The following is a 20932-nucleotide window of genomic DNA, read 5'->3' on the forward strand; positions in this document are numbered from 1 at the left end:
GGCGGCCTACCCCCCCCCGCGCGGGGCGCCGCGGCGCCCCCCCCCGAGTGGTCGCGGGCGGTGGTGGACTCCACCATCGCCCGCAAACCGGACCCCACGACCCTCGGCGGCTGGGGCTACACCCAAGGGCTCTTCCTGCTGGGCGCCTACCGCGTCTACCAGCGGATCAAGGAGCCCTCGTACCTGGCGTACATCAAGGGGTGGGTGGACAACTTCGTCGACGCCGACGGCCATATGAGCCGGAGCTTCGACAACCTGGACGCGATGCAGTCCGGCAATCTGCTGCTGATCCTCCACCAGGAGACCGGCGATCCGCGCTACCGGACCGCCGCCGACCAGATCCGGGCCCGCATCACCACCTATCCGCGCACCACGGACGGCGGGATGTGGCACGCCACCGGCAAGACCAACGAGCTGTGGGGCGACGGCGTCTTCATGGCCCAGCCGTTCCTGCTGCGCTACGGCATCGCCTACGGCGACGAGACGTTCGCGTACGAGGAGGTCACCAGAAACCTCTCGGCGTACTTCCGCCACCTCAAGGCGTCCAACGGGCTGATCTACCACGCCTATGACGCCGACGGCGACGCCCCCTGGAAGCCCGACCCCACCACCGGCACCTCCGCCCACTTCTGGGCACGGGCCATCGGCTGGACCGCGATGACCCATGTCGAGGTGCTGGAACTGCTGCCCGCGAAACATCCGCGCCGCGCCGAACTGCTGGACAACGTAAGGCACTTGGCGAAGGGCTTCGCGCGCTACCAGGACCCGGCCACCGGCCGCTGGTTCCAGGTCGTCGACAAGGCGAGCGACCCCGGCAACTGGACCGAGACCTCCGCCTCCAGCATGTACACCCTGATGCTGCACGCGGCGCTGAAGCACGGCTGGATCTCCGGTGGCGCCTACACCTCGGCGGTGCGCCGGGGGTACCAGGGCGTGCTGAAGAAGGTGTCGGTCGGCTCCGACGGGCTGACGAACATCACCGACATCAGCGAGGGCACCAACGTCGGGGATCTGGCCTACTACCTCGGCCGCAAGCGCAATACGAACGACCTCCACGGTCTGGGCGCCTTCCTGCTGATGAACGAGCGGCTCGCGCACTGACACACGCGTACGGTCGCGCCCCCCGGGGGAGCGCGACCGTACGCACGGCGGCCGCTACTTCAGTCCCACCTCGAAGACCTTGTCCGCGCCGTCCGGCTCCCCGCCGTTGTTGTCCGCGTTCGTCGTGGACAGCCACAGCGTGTTCTTGCCCGGCACGGTCTCCACGGTGCGCAGCCGCCCGTAGGAGCTGGTGTAGTACGCCTTCGGGGTGCCCGCGCTCGTCCCGTCCACCGGGATCCGCCACAGCCGCTCACCGCGCAGCGCCGCCATGTACATCGCGCCGTCGGCGTAGGTGACCCCGCTGGGCGAGGCGTCGCCGACCGACCACTGGCGCTTGGGGCTGGTCATCCCCGAGGTGGAGCACTCGCCCTCGCAGACCGGCCAGCCGTAGTTCTTGCCCGCTTCGATCAGGTTGAGCTCGTCGTACTTGCTGTTGCCGAGCTCGGCCTCCCACAGCCGGCCCTGCGGGTCCCAGGTGATGCCCTGCGGATTGCGGTGGCCGTAGGAGTAGACGAGGGTGCCGAACGGATTGCCCGGGGCGGGCTTGCCGTCCGTGGTCATCCGCAGGATCTTCCCGTTGAGGGAGTTCTTGTCCTGCGCGAGATCGGGGGTCTGCGCCTCGCCGGTGGTGGCGTAGAGATAGCCGTCCGGGCCGAACTTGAGGCGTCCGCCGTTGTGGTACTTGTTCTTCTTGATGCCGGTGACGATCGCCTTGTAGCCGCTGAGCGAGGAGCCGTCGTAGGTCATCCGCGCGATGCGGTTGCCGTCGGACGCGGTGTGCATCAGGTAGATGGCGTGGTCGCTGCTCCAGTTCGGGGAGACCGCGAGGCCCATCAGCCCGCCCTCACCGCCGGTGGTCACCACATTGGGCACCGTGCCCACCTGCGTCCTGGTGCCCGACTGGGTGAGCTTGTACAGCTTGAAGGAATCGCGCTCGGTGATCAGCGCCGAGCCGTCGGGCAGCCAGCTGAGCCCCCAGGGGATCGACCAGCCGGACGAGACGGTCTTGATGTCCGACGGGGCGGAGTCGGCCCGCGCCGGTGCCGCGTTGCCCGCGCCCGTCTGGGTGAGCAGCAGCCCGGCCGCGAGTGCGGTGGTCGCGGCCGCGGCCACGAGGGTGTTCCGGTGACTCTTCATCGAGCGCCCTCCTACTGGAGCTTGTACGCCTTGAAGTTTCGGGTGAGCAGATACGTGGTCTGGAGGCCGCTGCTGTTCAGGCTCCGGTAGATGCCCCACTTGGGCCGCAGATAGTTCTTGCCGCGCCACAGGTCCAGGCCGGTGCGCTTGTACGAGGCGACTTCTCTGCCGTCGGTGGTCACCGACCAGTCGGCGTACGCACCCGAGTCGGCCGCCTTGACCTCGACCGACACATCGCTCCACTTGCCCTGGATCGGCGCCATGTTCGCAGCGCCGGCCTCGGTGAGGTTGTCGTCGTCGTCCGACGTCCGTATCTCGACCTTCGGGCCGTCGCTGTGCTGGTGCAGCGACATGGTGAACAGCGGGGCGGCCACGTCCCCCACCTTGATCTGCATGATGTGGGTGAAGCCGGTGGTCGCGTCGAGGGTGTCCGGCACATACATCTGGTACTGGATCCGCCAGGTCTCGTTCTTGAGGATCTTGACGGCGGATCCGTCCTGCTTCATGCCCCTGACCTCTTGGCGCTGGCGGTCGGTGCTGGTGTCGACGTCCTTGGGGTAGTGGATGTCGGTGCGGAAACCGTCCTGGTAGCGGTAGATGTGGGTGACGCCGGGATGGGAGTCGGCGCGGTCGTCCTCGGCGCCCTCGAACGCGGAGGCGACGCTCGCCCCCGACGCGGGGTTCCACTTGAGGCTCCAGGACGCGGCCGGCGCCTGCGGGGACCGCTCGGCGCCGTAGGCGACCGCCGCCGGGGCGATCAGCGCGGCCGTGGCCACGAGGGTCAGGGCGGTGCGCGGTAAGAGCGGTGGGCGCTCCATCAAGGATTCTCCTGTCTGATCCTTGTTCACATCGAGGGACAGTAAGGAAAGGTTCCTAACGCGTCAACAGTTCAGCCGCGCGTGACGCGGAAGACGACCGTGCCGTGTGCGGGCACCGAGGCGCTGATCGAGCCGCTCGTGGTGGAGGTGGCCTTCGACCACAGGTCCTTCAGGCGGTACGAGGAGGAGCCGCCGAGACCGATCGCGCTCGCCGTCGTCGAGATCGTCTTGCTGGACGAGTTCTCGTTGAGCAGCGCCACGGCGCGGTCACCGTTCGCCAGCTGCTTGGCGTACACGGTCTTTCCGTCGCTGGAGGAAACGATGGTGGCCTGCTTGCCCAGGGTGTCCTGGTCGAGCGCGATGATGTCGGTGTTCTTCAGGATGGACTGGGTGGTGGCGGAGGCGTCGCGGATGTCGCTGCCGATCAGCAGCGGCGCCGCCATCATCGCCCACAGGCTGAAGTGGGTGCGGTACTCGGTGGTGGTCATCCCGCCGTTGCCGACCTCCAGCATGTCGGGGTCGTTCCAGTGGCCGGGGCCCGCGTACTGCGCCAGGTCGTCGTTGATGTGCAGCTTGTCGATCATGCTGGACCACTTGTCGCTGATGTCGCCGGTGGTCCGCCAGGAGTTGCCGACCGGCTCGCCCCAGGTCCACACTTTGGGGTTGGTCTGACCCCATTCGCACAGCGAGTAGACGATCGGCCGACCGGTGGCGGCGAGCGCGTCGCGCATGGCCTTGTAGCGCTGCTGGGCGTCGACGCCCTGGTTGTTGCAGTTGTCGTACTTGAGGTAGTCCACACCCCAGGAGGCGAACAGCTTGGCGTCCTGCTTCTCGTGGTTCAGTCCGCCCGGGAAGCCGCCCCCCGCGTTACAGGTCTTGGTGCCGGCGCTGGTGTAGATCCCGAACTTCAGCCCCTTGGCGTGCACATAGTCCGCTACGGCCTTGATGCCGTTCGGGAAGCGGGTGCGGTTGGGCACCAGATCGCCGTCCGAGTCCCGGGTGGGCTCGGCCCAGCAGTCGTCGATGTTGACGTACGTGTAGCCGGCGTCCTTGAGGCCGAGCCTGATGAACGCGTCGGCGATGCCCTTGACCATGGACTCGTTGAAGGAGGCGTCGCAGTGCGTGGCGTTCCAGTTGTTGAAGCCCATCGGGGGCGTACGGGCCACGCCGTTGTCGAGTGCCGCGGCCCGTGGCGCGGCCGTGGTGAGGTCGACGGTGAGGGCTCCGGCGGCGACCGTGGTGACCGCGATGGCGGTTGCGAGACAGGAGCGGAGTCTGCGCGACCGTGCCGATCTCTGCATGATCATCTCCTTTGGGTGTGACAATGCATCGCGGAAGGTAGGAGGTATGGCGTGATGAGTCAAGGATTGGTGTGGACCAAGGGTGGGGTCTGATGGGGGTTCAGCGATGAGAATGAGCCAATTACCTGTGGGTTCTGCTTGGTTGGCTCCCGCTGATTCGATTATGCGTGGCGTGGCCATCGAAAGAGATCGGAGGACTTTTTTGATGCACGCTTCTTGACCGCACCCCGACCGCTGGTAACCCTGCAACAGAACGGAACATCACCACGCTCCATCCCTCCCTCGGCATTCACAGCTCGGAGAAGGAGCCCCCCCATGGGTCGCAGATCGCGCCGCCGCCTCGGCGCCTGGCTGGCCGCCGTGCTGTCAGCCGTCATCACCCTCGCCCTCACCGGTCCCACCCCGGCGCGGGCCGAGGTCACCAACCCCCGGCAGCAGTGGCTGCGCCAGTCCCAGGCGGGACTCTTCCTGCACTGGGGCATGCGCACCTCGCCCGGCTACACCAGCTGCTCCGCCTGGGAGAAGGCGGTCACCGACGGTGGCTGGGACGCCGACTACTGGGTGGCCGAGGCCAAGAAACTGCACGCCTCCTATCTGGTGCTCGCCTCCTTCCACAGCCGTCTGGGCTATGCGCGGGCCTGGCCGTCCGCCATCCCCGGAAGCTGCTCCACCAAGCGGGACTTCCTCGGCGAGCTGATCGACGCGGCGAGCGCCCAGGGGCTGAAGGTCATGCTCTACATGACCGACGATCCGCAGTGGCATGCCGAGGGCGGCCACGAATGGCTCGACTCGGCGGCCTACTCGTCGTACAAGGGCCATGACGTCGACCTGACGACACGCGACGGCTTCGGCGAGTACTCCTACGACAACTTCGTGGAAGTGATGCGGAAGTACCCCGAGCTGTCCGGGTTCTGGATCGACAACGACAACGACTACTGGATCGACCACGGGCTCTACGAGAAGATCCGCGCCGACCGCCCCGGCTGGCTGCTGAGCAACAACAACGAAGACACGCCGATCATGGACACGGTCAGCAATGAGCAGAAGACCGGGATGACCCCGGCCTACGACTACCCCCAGGCCATCTGGACCCCGCAGCCCCGGCTCACCGAGGCCTGCTTCAAGCTGCCCAGCAGCGGGGCCTGGTGGTACAGCGGCACCGACTCGGCGGTGGACCAGGGACTCACCCTCGGCCGGCTGATCAGCGACTCCGGATCCTCCGTCAAATCCCTCATGGCCGAGACCGCCCAGGTGAACGGGCGGTTCCCCGGCAAACAGGAGGCGTTCAACAACTACGCCAAGACCTATCTCGACAAGATCTGGGGATCGCTGGGCGGCACCGAGGGCGGTGGCTACTCCTACGGCGGGCTCCAGCCCGGCGCTTGGAACGACGGCGCCCACGGGGTGACCACGGTGAGCACGGCCGACCCCGACCGCCACTTCGTCCACGTCCTCACCCGGCCCTCGGGCTCCACGCTGACGTTGCGGGACAACGGCTACCAGGCGACCGGCGTCACCGACTACCGCACCGGGAAGAAGCTCGACTTCCGCCAGAGCGACGGCCGAATCACCATCTCCGGCATCACCGACTGGGATCCGTACGACACCGTCCTCGCCATCCGCACCGACGGCCGCCAGGGCATCGTCCCGCCCGGTTCCATCACCGCGAGCGCCAGTGTCTCCGCCAGTGGCCACCCCGCCTCCGCCGTGCTCGACGGCGATCCGCAGACGTACTGGGACAACACCACCACCCTGCCCGCCTCGATCACCCTCGATCTGCGGTCCGCCAAGAGCATCCGCTATCTGGCCGTCAACCAGCGGGAGTGGTCGGTCTCCTACGCCCGCTCCGACACCGAGCAGTCCGCCCGCATCCGCGACTACCAGGTGCACGTCTCCGACAACGGACGCGACTGGGGCAGCCCGGTGGCCTCCGGAACGCTGCCCAGCGCCCGCGGAGTGCGGTTCATCGACATCCCCGCCACGACCAAGCGCTACGTCCGGCTCACGGTGAACAGCACCTGGGCCGCGGCCACCGACACCAAGCACTATCGCAAGCTGCTGCTGGACGAGGTGCGCATCGGATCCGCCTACCCAGGGAGCGGCCGCACCACCACCGACGGCGGGGCACCGCGGATCCGGACCGCCCGCTGACGGCCCGTCCGCCCCGTCCCGTTGATTCATCCCCCACCCAGATGGAAGGCAGGTCGAAGCCATGAACGACACCACACCGCGCACGGCACCCGAGGCGGCGGACCGCACCCGTACGGAGGCCGGCGAGACCGCGTGGCAGACACCCGACTACGTGGTCGTGGAGACCGCGCTCGAGGTCACCGCCTACTCGCTGAACGCCCGCTGAGCTCCCCGCCATGCGCGTGCGCGTGCTCGGCACCGCGGCGGGTGGCGGCGTACCCCAGTGGAACTGGCGGGGGCGCCCGGAGGCCCGGGGGCCCGCCCCCCCCCGGGGGGGGGCCCCCCCCGCGCCCCGCCGCCGCGCCGCGGGCGCCACGCCCGGGGGGGGGGGGGCGGGGGGGGGGGGGGGGGGCCCGCCCCCCCGCGCGGCCGCGGGCCCCGCGCGCCCGCCCCCCCCCCCCCCCCCCACCCGGGGTGGCGCCGCCGCCATGCCTCGCTCGCCGTCCAGGCCGACGAAGGCCGCTGGTATCTGGTCAACGCCACCCCCGACCTCGGCGACCAGGTCGAGGACTGCCCCGAACTGCACCCCGGGCCCGAACCGCGCCGGACCCCGCTGGCCGGGGTGATCCTCACCGACTCCGAACTCGACCACACCCTCGGCATCGCCCGGTTGCGCGAGGCGGACGCCATCGAGATCGTGGCCACCGCCCCGGTGCGGCACGCCCTGCTCACCGGACTCCACCTGGGCGAGGTCCTCACCCCCTACGCCCGGCTGGACTGGCGCCCCCTCGGCCCCGGGGACCGGCCGCTCGCCGAAGGCTCGCCCGTCGCCGTCTCCGCCGTCCCCGTCTCCGCCAAACGCCCCCGCTACGCGGCCGGACTCGACGCCCCGGACGACGACGCCTGGGTGGTCGCCCTGCGGCTGACCGACCGTGCCACCGGCCGCTCCCTCCTCTACGCCCCCGCCCTCGCCGCCTGGCCCGACGCCTTCCAGCGCGCCGCCGAAGAAGCCGACTGCGTGCTCGTCGACGGCACCTTCTGGTCCGATGACGAGCCCCTCACCAGCGGCTTCGGCTCGCGTACCGCCACCGCCATGGGCCATCTGCCGATCGACGGACCGGACGGCACGGCGCACCGGCTCGCCGCACTCGAAGCGCGCACCCTGTATACCCACCTCAACAACACCAACCCCCTCAACGACCCGACCGCGCCCCAGCACTCGGGCTTGGCGAGGCTGGGCGTCGAGGTGGCCGCCGACGGGATGGTGATCGACCTGTGAGCACCCCACGGACACGGCTCGAGGAGCGGTTGCGCGCGGTCGCGCAGGAGCGCTACCACGACCGCCACCCCTTCAACGTACGGATGCACGCGGGCGAGCTCACCCCCGCCGAACTGCGCCGCTGGATCCTCAACCGCTTCCACTACCAGCGCCACATCCCCGTCAAGGACGCGCTGATCACCGCCAAGCTCGACACCTCACGGCTGCGCCGGATGTGGCTGCGGCGCATCCAGGACCACGACGGCGCCACCGAGGGCGAGGGCGGCATCGAGCGGTGGCTGCGGCTGGGCGAGGCCGCCGGTCTGGACCGGGACCGGCTGCTGTCGGGTGATGAGGTGGTGCCCGGGGTGCGGCTCGCGGTCGACGGCTATGTCAACTTCTGCCGGCTGCGCGACCCGCTGGAAGCCGTCGCCGCCTCGCTCACCGAGCTGTCCGCGCCCGGCATCATGATCACCCGGATCGACGCCTTCGAGCGGTATTACCCCTGGATCGAGCGCGCGGGCCTGGCCTACTTCCGCAACCGGGTCGACCAGGGGCGCCGGGACAGCACCGAGGCGCTCGACCTGGTCCTGACCTGGGCGCGGACCCCCGAGGACGAGGACCGCGCGGTGGCGGCGCTCGCCTTCAAATGCGATGTGCTGTGGTCGCTGCTGGACGCGGTCGACCACGCCGACACCAAGGACGGCCCGGGGACCGACATCAAGGACGGCCCGGGGTCCGACATCAAGGACGGCCCGGGGGAGGGCACATGACCGGCCCCGGCACCCGACCCGCCCCGGCCGGATGGCGGCCCGCGCTGTCCCCCGCCGTGAGCCTGCGCCACGACCGGGTGCGGGACGCCGATCTGCTGGTGCTGCCCGAGCGGGTGGTGGTGCTGCGCGGCAGCGCCGCGAAGATCCTGCGGCTGTGCGACGGCGACCGCGACCTCGGCGCCATCGTGGCGGAACTTCAGAGCCGCTTCCCCGGCGCGCCCGTCGCCGAGGACGTGCCCGCCTTCCTCGACCGGATGCGTACCCAAGGCTGGGTCCGATGACCGCCGCGCCCCGCCCCTGGGCCCTGCTCGCCGAGCTCACCCACGGCTGCCCGCTGCACTGCCCCTACTGCTCCAATCCGCTGGAGCTGGTCCGCCGCTCCCGTGAGCTGTCCACCGCCGAGTGGGCGGAGGTGCTGCGCCAGGCCGGGGAGCTGGGCGTGGTCCACACCCATCTCTCCGGCGGGGAACCGCTGTTGCGCGGCGATCTGGCCGAGATCGTCACCGCCGCCGAGTCCGCCGGGATCTACACCCAGCTCGTCACCAGCGGAGTGGGCCTGGACGGCGCACGGCTGGCCACGCTGACCGCCGCCGGGCTGCGCAGCGTCCAGCTGTCCCTGCAACACGCCGACCCGGCCGCCTCCGACCGGATCGCCGGACACCGCTCGTACGCCGCCAAGGAACGGGCCGCCGTGCTGGTGCGCGCGGCCGGACTGCCGCTCGGGATCAATGTCGTCCTGCACCGCGACAACCTCGATGCCCTCGACGCCATCATCCGACGCGGCCTGGACTGGGGCGCCGACCGGATCGAGCTGGCCAACACCCAGTTCTACGGCTGGGCGCTGCGCAACCGCGACGCCCTGCTGCCCACCCGCGACCAGCTCGCCCGGGCGCGGGAGACGGTCCAGCGGTGGCGGGACCGGCTGGGCGGCGCCACCGACCTGGTGTGGGTCGTGCCCGACTACTTCGACGGGGTCGCCAAGCCCTGCATGGGCGGGTGGGGCGCGGTCTCGCTGACCGTCGCGCCCGACGGCACCGTGCTGCCCTGCCCCGCCGCGGCGAGCCTGCCGGACCTGGACCCGCCCAACGTCCGCGACCACCCCCTGGAGTGGATCTGGGACCACTCGGGCGCCTTCAACCGCTACCGGGGCGAGGAGTGGATGCGCGAGCCGTGCCGTACCTGCTCCCGCCGCGCGGAGGACTTCGGCGGCTGCCGCTGCCAGGCGTACGCCCTGACCGGCGACGCCGCCCGCACCGACCCGGCCTGTGCGCTCTCCCCGGACCACGGTGTGATCCGGGCCCTGACAACGGACACCGGGCATCCGGCCGGAGCGGGCCCCCCGGCGCCGACCGGCGGCTATGCGTACCGCAAGCCCGGGGGGTGAGGCCGGGCGCGGTTTGGCGCATACGCCCCCGCTTCCGTAAAGTTTCGCCGTTGTCCAGGGGAACAGGCGAACCAAGAAAGCGGCAGCGGCGATGACGGTGATTGACGAAGGCCGGGCCGAGCGTGCCCCGGCCGAGGAGCCGGGCATCGACCCGGAGCGGCTGGCGACCTGTCTGAGCGTCCTCGCGGAGCTCGACCGGCTGCCGGTCGACCACCCCGACGCGATCATGGTCCGCCGGGCCACCTCCGGGATCTACCGCAGCGTGAAGCAGCGCAGGCGCCAGGAGCGGCGGGCCGCGAAGACCGCGAACGACAAGGCCGTGACCGAGGCCACCGCCACCGGCGCCGCCGACCGGATCGACGACGAGACGCTGGGCCGCGCGCTCACCAGCTCCGTCACCACGGAGATCGCGGGCATCCTGAAGCGCGCCCGCTCCTGCTACGTCTGCAAGACCCGGTTTGTCGAGGTCGACGCCTTCTACCACCAGCTGTGCCGCGACTGCGCCGCGGAGAACCGGGCCCGCCGCGACGCCCGCACCGATCTCACCGGACGCCGTGCCCTGCTCACCGGCGGCCGGGCGAAGATCGGCATGTATATCGCGCTGCGGCTGCTGCGCGACGGCGCGCACACCACCATCACCACCCGCTTCCCGGTCGACGCCGTCCGCCGCTTCAAGGCCATGCCGGACAGCGGGGAGTGGCTGCACCGGCTCAAGGTCGTCGGCATCGATCTGCGCGACCCCGCCCAGGTCATCGCGCTGGCCGACGCGGTGAGCGCCGCGGGCCCGCTGGACATACTGATCAACAACGCCGCCCAGACCGTCCGCCGCACCCCGCAGGCGTACGCGGAGCTGATAGCGGGCGAGTCGGCGCCGCTCCCCGCCGGGGAGCTCCCCGAGTCCGTGGTCCTCGGCGCCTTCGGCAGCGGCGCCCAGGCGTCCCTGCCGGCGCCCCGCGCGCACCGGGACGGCGCCCTCACCCCGCAGGACCTCACCGCCCTCGCCCTCACCAGCGGCTCCGCCTCACCGGCCCGGATCGAGGCCGGGACCGCGATCGACGCGGGCGGGCTGGTGCCGGACCTGGACCCGAGCAACACCTGGGTGCAGCGGGTCGGCGAGGTGGACCCGGTCGAGATGCTCGAGGTCCAGCTGTGCAATGAGACGGCGCCGTTCATCCTGGTGAGCCGGCTGCGCCCGGCGATGGCCGCCTCGCCCGCCCGGCGCAAGTACGTGGTCAACGTCTCCGCGATGGAGGGCAAGTTCGGCCGGGGCTACAAGGGCGCGGGCCATCCGCACACCAATATGGCCAAGGCCTCGCTGAACATGCTGACCCGCACCAGCGCACGCGAGATGTTCGAGTCCGACGCCATCCTGATGACGAGCGTCGACACCGGATGGATCACCGACGAGCGCCCGCACCCGGACAAGATGCGGCTGGCGGCCGAGGGCTTCCACGCCCCCCTCGACCTGGTGGACGGCGCGGCGCGGGTCTACGACCCGATCGTCCGGGGCGAGCACGGCGAGGACCTCTTCGGCTGCTTCCTGAAGGACTACGCCCCGACGTCCTGGTAACGGCGCGGCACCGCCGGACGGAGGGGCACCGCCGGACGGCGGGGCGCGCGCAACCGCGCCCCGCTCGCCGCGGTCCGGCCTGGGGTCACGCGCTCGCCTTGTGGCCCGCCGCCGGGGTGCGGCGGCCGGGGGAGAGGCCGAGGCGGCGAGCCAGCCGCCGCAGACGGGCGCGGGCGGCGGTCCGGTAGCGCTCCCAGAGGCGGGCGGACCGGCTCGCGCGCAGCTCCTCGAAGAGCTGGTCGTAGCGCCGGGCGATCGGCTCCGGGTCATAGATCCGGGAGCTCTCCAGGGCGGCCGCGCCCATCGCCCGCCGGGCCGGGGCGTCGCCCATCAGCTCCATCAGGGCGCTCGCCAGCGCGTGCTTGTCCCCGGTGGGGACGAGCCGTCCGGTGACCCCGTCCTTGATGATCTCGGCGGGGCCCAGCGGGCAGTCGGTGCTCACCACCGGCACCCCGCAGCGCATGGCCTCCACGATCGTCATCCCGAACGACTCGGCATCCGAGGCGACCGCGACCAGCGACGCCTTGGCGAACTCCGCCTCGATGGGGGAGCGGGACCCCATCAGCTCCGCGCTCCCGGACAGGCCCAGCCGCTCGATGTGCTCCGCGAGCCGCTCCTTCTCCGCGCCCCCGCCGTAGATCCGCAGCCGCCAGGCCGGGAACTTCGCCGAGATCTCCGCGAAGGCGTCGATCAGCAGGTCGAAGCGCTTGCCGCGGACCAGCCGCCCGGCCGCCGCGATCACCGGCTCGGTGCCCTCGGAGGGGGCGACGTCGGGCTCGGGGACGCTGTTGGGTATCGCCAGGGTCCGCACCCCCGGCATCGGCATCTTCTTGCGGTAGACCGCGGCGTCCGCCTCCGTCGTGGTGACGACGGCGTCCAGCGTCCGGTAGAACGGGGCCAGCTCCGCCCGCAGCTTCTTGCTGTGCGCCTCGTACCGCAGGTGCTCCTGGGCGATGCGCAGGGCGCGACGCGGGGCGAAGCGGGAGATGTAGACGTTCACCCCCGGCCGGGTGCCGACGATCACATCGGCGTCGCAGCCGCGCAGATACTCCGCGGCCCGCTTGTCCATCAGCCGGTTGTACTGCTTGATCCGCTTCTCGGCGGCCGGAAAGTCCCGGCTGGCCTCGAAGAACAGCGGGTCCTTCGCGTCCGCTCTCTCCGGACGCGTGTCCACCAGGGGGATCAGCCGCACCCGCGGGTCGAGGGCGAAACGCGGCGTCTCGCGGTGCCGCATCACCGAGACGATCTCGACCTCATGGCGGTCGGCGAGCGCCGTCGCGAGGTTCATCGTCGTCCGGATCGTTCCGCCGATCCCGTAGGCGTTGTGCAGCAGGAATGCGATCTTCATGCGGTATTTTCTCCGGCCGGGTGCGTCCCCGGGGCGGGTTTCCCCCGGAAGCTGGTCGACACCTTGTCGAGGCCCGGTAAGCCCACCGCGTGAAGAAGGTGAGAGCGGGGTAAGAAGCCCCGCTCAGGACCCCCGCCCGCCGCGGGCACGCTGTGGCCTTGGCAGACTCGGGGTGTGACCAACACCGTGCTGCTCGCCGAGGACGACCGTGCCATCCGCCAGGCCCTGGAACGCGCCCTGACCCTGGAGGGGTACCGCGTCACCGCCGTACCCGACGGGATAGAGGCGCTGGCGGCCATCCACCGCGAGCGCCCGGACGTGGTCGTGCTGGACGTGATGATGCCGGGCGTGGACGGGCTCCAGGTGTGCCGGGTGCTGCGCGCCGAGGGGGACCGCACCCCCATCCTCATGCTCACCGCGCGGGTCGAGACCGCCGACCGGATCGAGGGGCTGGACGCCGGCGCGGACGACTATGTGGCCAAGCCCTTCGAGATCGAGGAGGTCTTCGCCCGGCTGCGCGCGCTGCTGCGCCGCGCCGCCCCCGCCGAACCGGCCGCGCCGGAGGACACCGCCATCGACGGGGTGCTGCAGGTCGCCGATCTGCGCCTGGACTCCTCGGCCCGGCGGGTCTGGCGCGGCGGTACGGAGCTGGAACTGACCCGCACCGAATTCGACCTGCTGGAACTGCTGGCCCGCAACGCGGGCATCGTCCTGGACCACACCACCATCTACGCCCGCATCTGGGGCTACGACTTCGGCCCCGGCTCGAAGAACCTCGCCGTCTACATCGGCTATCTGCGCCGCAAGGTCGATCCGGAGGGGCGCGCCCCGCTGATCCACACGGTGCGCGGGGTCGGATACAGCCTGCGGGAGGAGTGATGGTGCGGCTCCCCCCGCTCCGCCGTGGCCGGCCCAGTCTGCGGACCACCTTCGCGCTGTCGTTCTCGGCGGCGGCCACCGTGGTCACCCTCCTGGTCGGCGGGCTCAGCTATGACGCGGCGGCCGGGCTGGTGCGGGTGGACCAGCAGTCGGCGTTCGACGGCATCATCCGCGATCTGCGCGGTCAGGTCCGCGGCGAGAAGGTGATCCTGCGGCAGTACCCCTCGGAGTCCGTCGTGCCCGTCCCGTACGACCTGCGGGACGATCTGCGCCGGATCAGCCGGATGGACGTCCAGGTGATCAACGGCCGGGGCACGGTCTACGACGCGGGCAAGCCCCCGCTGCCGGTGGTCGCCGCGGACCGGACGACCGCCGCCTCCGGCACCCCGGGCACCGTCGTACGGCGCGAGATCGGCATCGGCGGGGAGCAGTACCGGATGGCCACGGTGGCCGTGGGCGACGGCACCGGCGCGATCCAGGTGGCCCAGCAGATCAGCGACACCGAGGATCTGCTGCGCGAGCTCCAGAAGCGCACCGCGCTGTTCGTGATCGCCGTCATCCTGGCCGCCGGGCTGGCCGGCTGGTGGCTGGCCGGGCGGATCACCCGGCGGCTGGTGCGGCTGACCCGGGTCGCCGAGGGCGTGGCCGCCACCGGCCGGATGGAGGTGGCGGTGCCGGTCGCCGGGGACGACGAGGTGGGCCGCCTCGGGCGGGCCTTCGACGGCATGCTCGGACAGCTCGCGAGCTCCAAGGACGACCAGCGGCGGCTGGTCCAGGACGCCGGGCACGAGCTGCGCACCCCGCTCACCTCGCTGCGCACCAACATCTCCCTGCTGCGCCGCTTCGAGGAGCTGCCGGGGCCCGCGCGGGAGGATCTGCTGGCCGATCTGGCGGGGGAGACCCGGGAGCTGACCGATCTGGTCAACGAACTGGTGGACCTGGCGGCCGGGCAGCGGGACGACGAACCCCGTACCGAGGTCTCGCTGGAGGAAGTGGCCACCACCGCCGTGACCCTCGCCCGGCGCCGGACCGGCCGGGAGATCACCGTACAGGCGGAGGGCGACACCCGGCTGACGGGCCACCCGGCCACCCTGCAGCGCGCGGTCTCCAATCTGGTGGAGAACGCGGCCAAGTTCGACCAGGGCGGCACCGAGCCCGTCGAGGTGATGATCAGCGGCCGCCGGGTGGAGGTCCTCGACCGGGGCCCGGGTATCGCCGAGGAGGACCGCGAGCGGGTCTTCGACCGCTTCTACCGCGCGCCCGGCGCCCGCAGCCTGCCCGGTTCGGGGCTGGGCCTGGCCATCGTGCGCGAGGTCGCCCTCGCACACGGCGGCACCGTCTTCGCCCGGCCGCGCCCGGGTGGCGGCTCGATCCTGGGCTTCACGGTCGGCGACGACACCGAGGCGCCGTGACCCCATGCCACGAAGCCCCGGCCGTCCTGCGCGCCGCTGCCGCTACGGGGTGTCCGGCGGGTCTTTCCCCTCCCCGCCCCTTCCCGCGGCATCGATATGCGGCTCCGCCGCGTGGCAGGGGCTTCGCCCCCGGACCCCGGGGTCTGGGCCGGAGCCCCAGTTGAGGGAAGGGGCGGGTAGGGGAGCGGAACTGGTGTGACGGCTAGACGTTCGGCACGCGCAGCTTGTCCCAGCTGGTCTTGCCGGGGGTGCCGTCCGCGTCATCGCCGGAGTAGCCCAGCTTGCGCTGCCAGGCCGCGTAGGACTTGCGGTCCGCCTCGGTCCACTCCGGGCTCGGGCCCTCCTCGTAGCGTCCGCAGCCCTCGGCCACCAGCCGCTTGCCCATCGCTGTGATGATCTTGCTTTCGCGGCCGTTCCGGAAGAAGTCGGCGCCCGGGAACGGCTCGTAGGACGCCGGTGGCTTGGACGCCGGGCCGTCCGGCTTGGCGCCGAGCCGCTTGGCGACGCGGCTGCGCATGCTGTCCATCGTGAAGCCACGCGGGTCGACCTTGCCCGGCTGCCACTCCAGATGGCCGATCACCGAGCGCTGGGTCCAGCCGTGGGCGCGGCAGATGGCCGCGGACACCTTCTCGATCGCCAGCTTCTGCGCCTCCGGCCAGGGGTCCTCGCCGTCGCCGAGGTTGACGCACTCGAAGCCGTAGAAGTGGCGGTTGCCGTCGGTGTCGGCCTCGTTGTCGGGGGGCAGCGCGGATTCGTTGACGACGGCTCTGAGCACGTCGCTGTCGCCCAGGCCCGCGTGGTTGGCGCGGCCGTTGCCGACCAGGTGAACCGCGCCGGACTTGTCGATGACGCCGTGGCACAGCGGCCCCGGCAGCGAGGCGTGTCCCTCGTAGCACAGCTCCACGGAGGAGTCGGTGCCCTTGGTGACGGTGTGATGGATCATCACACCGTTGACCGGCCCCCAGGGGCCCTTGCTGTTGCGGTTGTGAGTCCGCCAGTCGCGGTACTCATGGACTTCCAGTCCCTCGTCGCGAAGCGCCTTGAGCAGACGGTCGGCGGTGAGCGGCGTGGCCATGGTGATGTGCTCCTTAGGGATGCGGCATGGTGATGTACGGATGCCACGGGCACGGAACTCAATCGGCTCCGGACCGGGCCTACGCTTCCGGTTCTGTGTCCTCCCTGGCCCTGGTCTCGGCCGCCGCTTCGGCCTCCGCCGCGAGCGCCGACGCGTCCGCGGCCGGGGCGGGCACGGCCAGCGGCCCGAACACCATCCGCAGATCCAGCTCGGCCTGCTCGGCGGTCACCCACGCCAGGGGCGCGTAGTGCGCCTGGATCCCGTCCGGGGCCCGGAGGAGCGGTTTGCGGGCCGCGTTCACCGGCCACTCCACGCTGCCCGTCGCGGTGCGGGCCGGGATCAGCCAGTGGTCCCCGGAGCGGTAGGCGCCGTCGGGGGCGAAGTACACCTCGACTCCGTCCTCCAGGGGCAGCCAGCGGCCCTCCTCGACCTTGAGCGCGCCGCGCCTCAGCCGCGCCGCCGCGCCCTTGCGGGGGCGCCGGGTGGTCTCCCGGTGGTCCCAGCGGCGCAGGAACGGCCGCAGCTCGGGGCGGCGGCCGACACCCGGCTCGGGCTCACCGGACAGCCGCACCCGCCGCCCCGGCAGGTCGACCTCCTCCACTCGCAGCAGCGGCAGCGGTTCGCCCCGGCTGGTGTACGCGGTGTCCACGAACTCCACCAGGTCCCCGACGCCCAGATCCAGCTTGTCGTCGCTGCCCAGCGAGGCCAACTCGACCCAGGTGCCGTCGAGTTCATCGACCGGGAAGACCACCGAGCCGTTCTCCCGGGACCATTTGAAGGTGGCCTCCTTCGCCGTACCACCCTCGTGGACCTCCACTCGGTACAGCTGGTTCTCCGGCCCCCGGTAGCGGGCGTCCGGGCGGACCAGGCAGGGGTCCTGGTCCGCGTGTTCCGGCCGCTCGGCGCGCGCCGCCAGCCGGGACCCGGGCGCCGTTGCCTTCCGCGCCCATGCCTCGAACGCCTTGCCGACCTGCTCCTTGCTCGCCCCTCCCGGGTTCTCCAGCTCCAGGGCCGCGCTCTCCACCGGCAGCACCTGCCAGACCACCTTGACCCGCGCCGCCGTGTCCGGCATCGCCGAGCCGAGGGCCACCTCGCGCAGCGCCGGGTCCTCGGCGGCGGTCACCGACCGCTCCCACACCTTCAGGGCGACCAGGAACGGGCGCTGCTCCGGCAGCCGGTCGCCCGGCCGCTCCGGGTCCCGGTAGGCGTCCGGCTGGTCCCAGTAGGTCCAGGTGGCGGGCGGCTCGTCGGGCTCGGGCGTATCGGCCTCGTCCTCCGTGCCGGAGGCCTGGTCCGCCGCCTCGTCCTCGACGGACACACCGGGCAGCGGCCGGGTCGCGTCGCACAGGATGCCGTCCACGTAGTAGCGGCCGCCCTCGATGATCAGGTCGTCCAGATCGCGGCTGCCGCCCTTGAACCGGATATGGAATCCGGCGTCCCCGGACGGGCCGCCGTGCTGCCCGATCAGGTCGGCGGCGAGCGTACGGGCCTGGTGGAGCTGGATCGCGGTCTGCTCGTTGGCGTCGGCGTCGAGCTGTACGCGGCCCTGCTGGGCGACGACGGCGGAGTAGCGCCGGTCGGGCCGGAAGGTGAGTCGGGAGAGATCGGCGTGCATGGAAGGGGTCCCCCTCGGAAGGTTCGGAAGTCTGGCGGGCGCGGCTCGGGCGGACGGGCGGACGGGCTGGGGCACCGGCGTCGGCATCGGTGTCGGTGTCGGTGTTGGTGTCACATCGGCTCACGTCACGGCGATGACTCCCGCGTCCGTGCCCGCCGGCGCGTACTCCGCGAGCCGCGCCCGCAGGCTGTCCTCGCGCTGCGGCTGGTACAGGTCGTGGAAGGCGCCCATCTCGGCGCCGTCCTCGGCGCCCCGGCGGATCTCCGCCGCGCATCCGGCCGCCAACTGCCCGTACACCGGTGTGCCGTAGCGCTCGCCGCTGAACAGCGGCCGCACCCGCCACGCCTCCTCGGCCCCCACCAGATCCGGCTGGCAGCGGTGGCGGCGCGGGGTGCGCGAGCCCGGCGGCACATAGCTGAACCGCAGACATCCGACACCGCGTCGGGCCACGTGTATCCGCCCGGTGAAGAGGCTGTTCTCGCCGATCCGCACGGCGTGGGTGTGCACTTCGCCGATGACGGTGGTGCGGTGGGCGTGCAGTACGGCGTGGGCGTGGCGGCAGTCCGGGGCGGACAGCGCCGGGCGGTCGTGTCCGGTGGCGTCCAGGATGGAGTCCCGGATGTGGAGGGCGAGCGGATCGGTGTGCACCTCCTCGCCGATCACCTCGATGGTGCCGAGGACGCTGCGCTCGATCTGGACGCATGCGGTGGTGCGCTCCAGGACCAGGCTGGGCTCGTCGGGCGAGCGCGGCTCGCACTCCGGCTCCAGGGACCAGCCGGGGACGAGGGTGCAGTGGCGCAGCACCACGGCGCCGACCGGCCCGGTGACGTTGAGGCCGCGCCCCGCGATCAGCAGCCCGTCCAGCACGATGCGCGGCGCCTCGCCACCGGTGTTCCCGTGCTCCTCCCGCGCCCGGATGTTGAGCGCGTCGGGGCGGTTGCTGTACCAGTCCAGCAACCGGATCACCGGCCGGGTGCCCTCGGCGGCGCGCAGTTCGAGCCGGTCGCCCGGGTCCAGGTCGAAGTCCAGCTGCTCCTGGTAGGCGCCGCTGTGGGTGATCTCGATGATGCCCTCGGGGCCGCATCGCCCGCCCCGCCGGTCGTGCTGCCACTGCCGGTACGCGTCCATGATCCGCTGGTACGCACACCCCGGCCCGACCCGGTAGACCTCCGCGGCCGGGGAGGTCTCGCGGTCGTCCCGGTCGTACTCCCCGCCGCCCATGTCGTCGGGGTACGCGTAGTGGTAGGTGACCCAGACGCCGTGGCGGGGCGCGGTGCGCGAGCCGAAGGCGATCCGGCCGAGCTCGGGGTCGATGACCACCTGGCCGCGCTTGGCGCGGTAGCGCCAGTCCGTCAGATCGGCCACCACGATGTCCGACGGCGGCACGGGCTCGTCGTGCCCGTCCCGCCAGATGGTGAAGCTCTTGCCCGGACCGTAAGTGTCGAGAAGGTGGTCCGCGAGCTGACGGCGGCGGATGTACGCGGGCACGTTGTCGGCAGCGGCCGGGGGTCCCCCCGCCGAAGGTAGGGGGCGCGCGGCGGACGGTTCGGGTTCGGGGCGGGTCACCAGCGGGGTGTCATTGCCGAGGATGGAGAAGGTGTAGAGGTTGCGGGCCCGGTCGATGCAGTACGCGGGCGCCCTGGTCACCTGGTACGGCTTCAGCCGCCACACGAACAGCCCGACCCCGGCCGGGGAGTGGCCGCCCTGTCCGCGGCGGGAGCCCGCGCGCCGTACGTCCACCGAGCGCGCCACCGTCCCGAACGGCCCGCCCGCCAGATCCAGCGCGGCCCCGTCCCGCAGATCGGCGAGCCGGCCCCGGGAGAACCTGCGCAGGTCCGCCGCCGCGCCGCCCGTCCCGCCGTAGAGCTTCACCGGCTGCTGGTGCGCGGTGAGCCGGGAGAGTTCGACGGCGCGGGCGGGCCATCCGGCCACCGACGCGGAGAGCTCCTCCAGCAGCGCGAGCGTGCCCTTGCGCCGCCGGTAGGCCACGGTGGCGGCCACGTCCCGGCGTGGCGCCAGCGCCTCGGCCAGCCGCGCCAGGGACGCGTCCGGCGGTCCGCCGTCGCGCAGTCCGGTGGCCAGCACCCGCTCGTAGCCGGGCAGTGGGCGGTAGCCCACCAGATCGCCGAGGTACGGCAGCACCCATGCGGTGGCGGTCTCCACGAACCAGTCGTCGTAACTCTGCTCCACCCCGTCGCGTACCCGATCGACCTGCTCGGCGAGCACGGCGAGCAGGGCGCGCAGGGGCTCGCCCGCCTCGGCGTCCCTGAGGCGATGCCACTGCGGAAGCAGCTCGGCGAGCCCGTCCGGCTCCCTGCTCATGAGGTGACCTCCGTGAGGATCAGCGTGTCCGGGACATCGGGTGAGAACATCGCGAGCCGCGCCGGGCGGATGCCGCGGAAGACGGACACCGAACGCCCCTTGGCGAGCCGGCGGGTGTCGGTGATGTCGGGGTTGAGGCGCAGCAGTTCGGCGAGCGGGATGCCGTGGCGTCCGGCGATGTCGGTGAGCGTCTCGCCGCCCGTGGCGGTGATCCGGTAGGTGTCCTCGGCGTACTCGGCGGACCGGGCGGGGACCACGGCGCTGGGCTCGGTGAGCCGGGCGGCCAGGCCGGCCAGTTCGCGCGGGGTGCTGGAGGCCGGGACGCCGGTGAAGGCGTCCACGTCCACGTAGTCCACACCGGGCACCGACTGCGCGGTGGCCAGGACCTCGGAGAGCGCGGCCGGTTGCCCCAACTCGCGCCCTGGATAGCCCAGTTCGCCCAGCAGGGCCTGGCGCAGCCGGGGTTCGACCAGCTCCCAGGAGTGGTCCGGCGCCACCTTCACCCGTGCCACCAGCACCAGCAGCACCAGCTCCCGCACATCCACCCGGACCGGCAGCCGGGTGTCCCCGTAGGCGGCCAGCGAGGTGCGCAGGGCGCGCAGCACCTCCGCGTCAGCGCCGATGGGCGCGTCGTCCACCCCGGCCACCGTCACCTGGAGCACCCTGCGCCGCCCGTCGACTAGTTCGCGGGCGGCGGCCCGGCCGATTCCCCCGCGGGACCGGGCGAAGTCCGCCTAGTGCAGGGGGGTCACCACCCCGTCGAGCGCGGTGAACGCGCGCGGGTTGGTGCGCCGCGGCACGCCCCCGCC

The 20932-nt window shown here is 71.9% G+C and carries 18 protein-coding genes; 10 read left to right on the top strand and 8 right to left on the bottom strand.

Annotation, left to right across the window (positions count from 1 at the left end):
• Positions 1 to 1101, top strand: a 1101-nt coding sequence (locus ACFXB5_RS15260) for a glycoside hydrolase family 105 protein (RefSeq protein WP_385207386.1), incomplete at its 5' end; no start/stop codon positions are given.
• Positions 1102 to 1155: 54 nt separating this feature from the next.
• Here the strand turns inward: ACFXB5_RS15260 and ACFXB5_RS15265 are convergent.
• From ACFXB5_RS15265 to ACFXB5_RS15275, 3 genes are all read right to left on the bottom strand, one after another.
• Complete coding sequence (locus ACFXB5_RS15265) at positions 1156 to 2238, bottom strand: PQQ-dependent sugar dehydrogenase (protein ID WP_385207389.1); 1083 nt, start codon at positions 2236 to 2238, stop codon at positions 1156 to 1158.
• Between the two features lie 11 nt (positions 2239 to 2249).
• The gene (locus ACFXB5_RS15270; RefSeq protein ID WP_385207392.1) at positions 2250 to 3056 is read right to left on the bottom strand and encodes a hypothetical protein; all 807 of its coding nucleotides are present in this window, start codon (positions 3054 to 3056) and stop codon (positions 2250 to 2252) included.
• 71 nt (positions 3057 to 3127) lie between these two features.
• A complete protein-coding gene (locus ACFXB5_RS15275) occupies positions 3128 to 4357 on the bottom strand; it encodes a glycoside hydrolase family 27 protein (protein WP_385207395.1) in 1230 nt (409 codons plus the stop codon).
• 315 nt (positions 4358 to 4672) lie between these two features.
• Between ACFXB5_RS15275 and ACFXB5_RS15280 the strand changes: the two genes are divergently transcribed.
• The 7 genes from ACFXB5_RS15280 to ACFXB5_RS15310 all read left to right on the top strand — a co-directional run bounded on the left by ACFXB5_RS15280 (position 4673) and on the right by ACFXB5_RS15310 (position 11472).
• Positions 4673 to 6508 (top strand): discoidin domain-containing protein, encoded by a 1836-nt coding sequence (locus ACFXB5_RS15280; RefSeq protein ID WP_385207398.1) that lies wholly within the window; start codon positions 4673 to 4675, stop codon positions 6506 to 6508.
• 61 nt (positions 6509 to 6569) lie between these two features.
• Entirely contained in the window at positions 6570 to 6713 is a 144-nt protein-coding gene (gene pqqA, locus ACFXB5_RS15285; protein WP_044567954.1) for a pyrroloquinoline quinone precursor peptide PqqA, read from the top strand.
• Between the two features lie 57 nt (positions 6714 to 6770).
• A complete protein-coding gene (gene pqqB / locus ACFXB5_RS15290; RefSeq protein ID WP_385207401.1) occupies positions 6771 to 7766 on the top strand; it encodes a pyrroloquinoline quinone biosynthesis protein PqqB in 996 nt (331 codons plus the stop codon).
• Positions 7763 to 8518 carry a pyrroloquinoline-quinone synthase PqqC gene (gene pqqC, locus ACFXB5_RS15295; protein WP_385207404.1) on the top strand — a complete coding sequence of 252 codons (756 nt, stop codon included), beginning with the start codon at positions 7763 to 7765 and terminating at the stop codon, positions 8516 to 8518. The genes pqqB and pqqC overlap by 4 nt, the downstream gene beginning before the upstream one ends.
• On the top strand, positions 8515 to 8799 hold the full coding sequence (pqqD, locus tag ACFXB5_RS15300; protein WP_385207406.1) for a pyrroloquinoline quinone biosynthesis peptide chaperone PqqD: 285 nt from the start codon (positions 8515 to 8517) through the stop codon (positions 8797 to 8799). Before pqqC ends, pqqD begins: the two co-directional genes overlap by 4 nt.
• A complete protein-coding gene (gene pqqE / locus ACFXB5_RS15305; protein ID WP_385207409.1) occupies positions 8796 to 9902 on the top strand; it encodes a pyrroloquinoline quinone biosynthesis protein PqqE in 1107 nt (368 codons plus the stop codon). Before pqqD ends, pqqE begins: the two co-directional genes overlap by 4 nt.
• A 91-nt stretch (positions 9903 to 9993) precedes the next feature.
• Entirely contained in the window at positions 9994 to 11472 is a 1479-nt protein-coding gene (locus tag ACFXB5_RS15310; RefSeq protein ID WP_385207412.1) for an SDR family NAD(P)-dependent oxidoreductase, read from the top strand.
• A gap of 85 nt (positions 11473 to 11557) precedes the next feature.
• Here the strand turns inward: ACFXB5_RS15310 and ACFXB5_RS15315 are convergent, their stop codons facing one another.
• Entirely contained in the window at positions 11558 to 12820 is a 1263-nt protein-coding gene (locus tag ACFXB5_RS15315; RefSeq protein WP_385207415.1) for a glycosyltransferase family 4 protein, read from the bottom strand.
• Between the two features lie 174 nt (positions 12821 to 12994).
• Here ACFXB5_RS15315 and ACFXB5_RS15320 point away from each other — a divergent pair, with 174 nt between their 5' ends.
• Positions 12995 to 13699, top strand: a complete 705-nt coding sequence (locus ACFXB5_RS15320; protein WP_385207418.1) for a response regulator transcription factor — start codon at positions 12995 to 12997, stop codon at positions 13697 to 13699.
• Positions 13699 to 15111, top strand: a complete 1413-nt coding sequence (locus tag ACFXB5_RS15325; RefSeq protein WP_385207421.1) for an ATP-binding protein — start codon at positions 13699 to 13701, stop codon at positions 15109 to 15111. Before ACFXB5_RS15320 ends, ACFXB5_RS15325 begins: the two co-directional genes overlap by 1 nt.
• 202 nt (positions 15112 to 15313) lie before the next feature.
• Here the strand turns inward: ACFXB5_RS15325 and ACFXB5_RS15330 are convergent, their stop codons facing one another.
• The 4 genes from ACFXB5_RS15330 to ACFXB5_RS15345 all read right to left on the bottom strand — a co-directional run bounded on the left by ACFXB5_RS15330 (position 15314) and on the right by ACFXB5_RS15345 (position 20776).
• Positions 15314 to 16186 carry a peptidoglycan-binding protein gene (locus ACFXB5_RS15330; protein ID WP_385207424.1) on the bottom strand — a complete coding sequence of 291 codons (873 nt, stop codon included), beginning with the start codon at positions 16184 to 16186 and terminating at the stop codon, positions 15314 to 15316.
• Positions 16187 to 16265: 79 nt separating this feature from the next.
• Complete coding sequence (locus ACFXB5_RS15335) at positions 16266 to 17801, bottom strand: DUF6519 domain-containing protein (RefSeq protein ID WP_385207426.1); 1536 nt, start codon at positions 17799 to 17801, stop codon at positions 16266 to 16268.
• Positions 17802 to 17921: 120 nt separating this feature from the next.
• Positions 17922 to 20123 (bottom strand): hypothetical protein, encoded by a 2202-nt coding sequence (locus ACFXB5_RS15340; RefSeq protein ID WP_385207428.1) that lies wholly within the window; start codon positions 20121 to 20123, stop codon positions 17922 to 17924.
• Positions 20120 to 20776, bottom strand: coding sequence for a LysM peptidoglycan-binding domain-containing protein (locus ACFXB5_RS15345; RefSeq protein WP_385207431.1), 657 nt, complete (start codon positions 20774 to 20776; stop codon positions 20120 to 20122). The genes ACFXB5_RS15340 and ACFXB5_RS15345 overlap by 4 nt, the downstream gene beginning before the upstream one ends.
• Positions 20777 to 20932: the final 156 nt, after the last annotated feature.

The organism is Streptomyces sp. NPDC059455 (assembly GCF_042750115.1).
GTDB lineage: Bacteria > Actinomycetota > Actinomycetes > Streptomycetales > Streptomycetaceae > Streptomyces > Streptomyces endocoffeicus.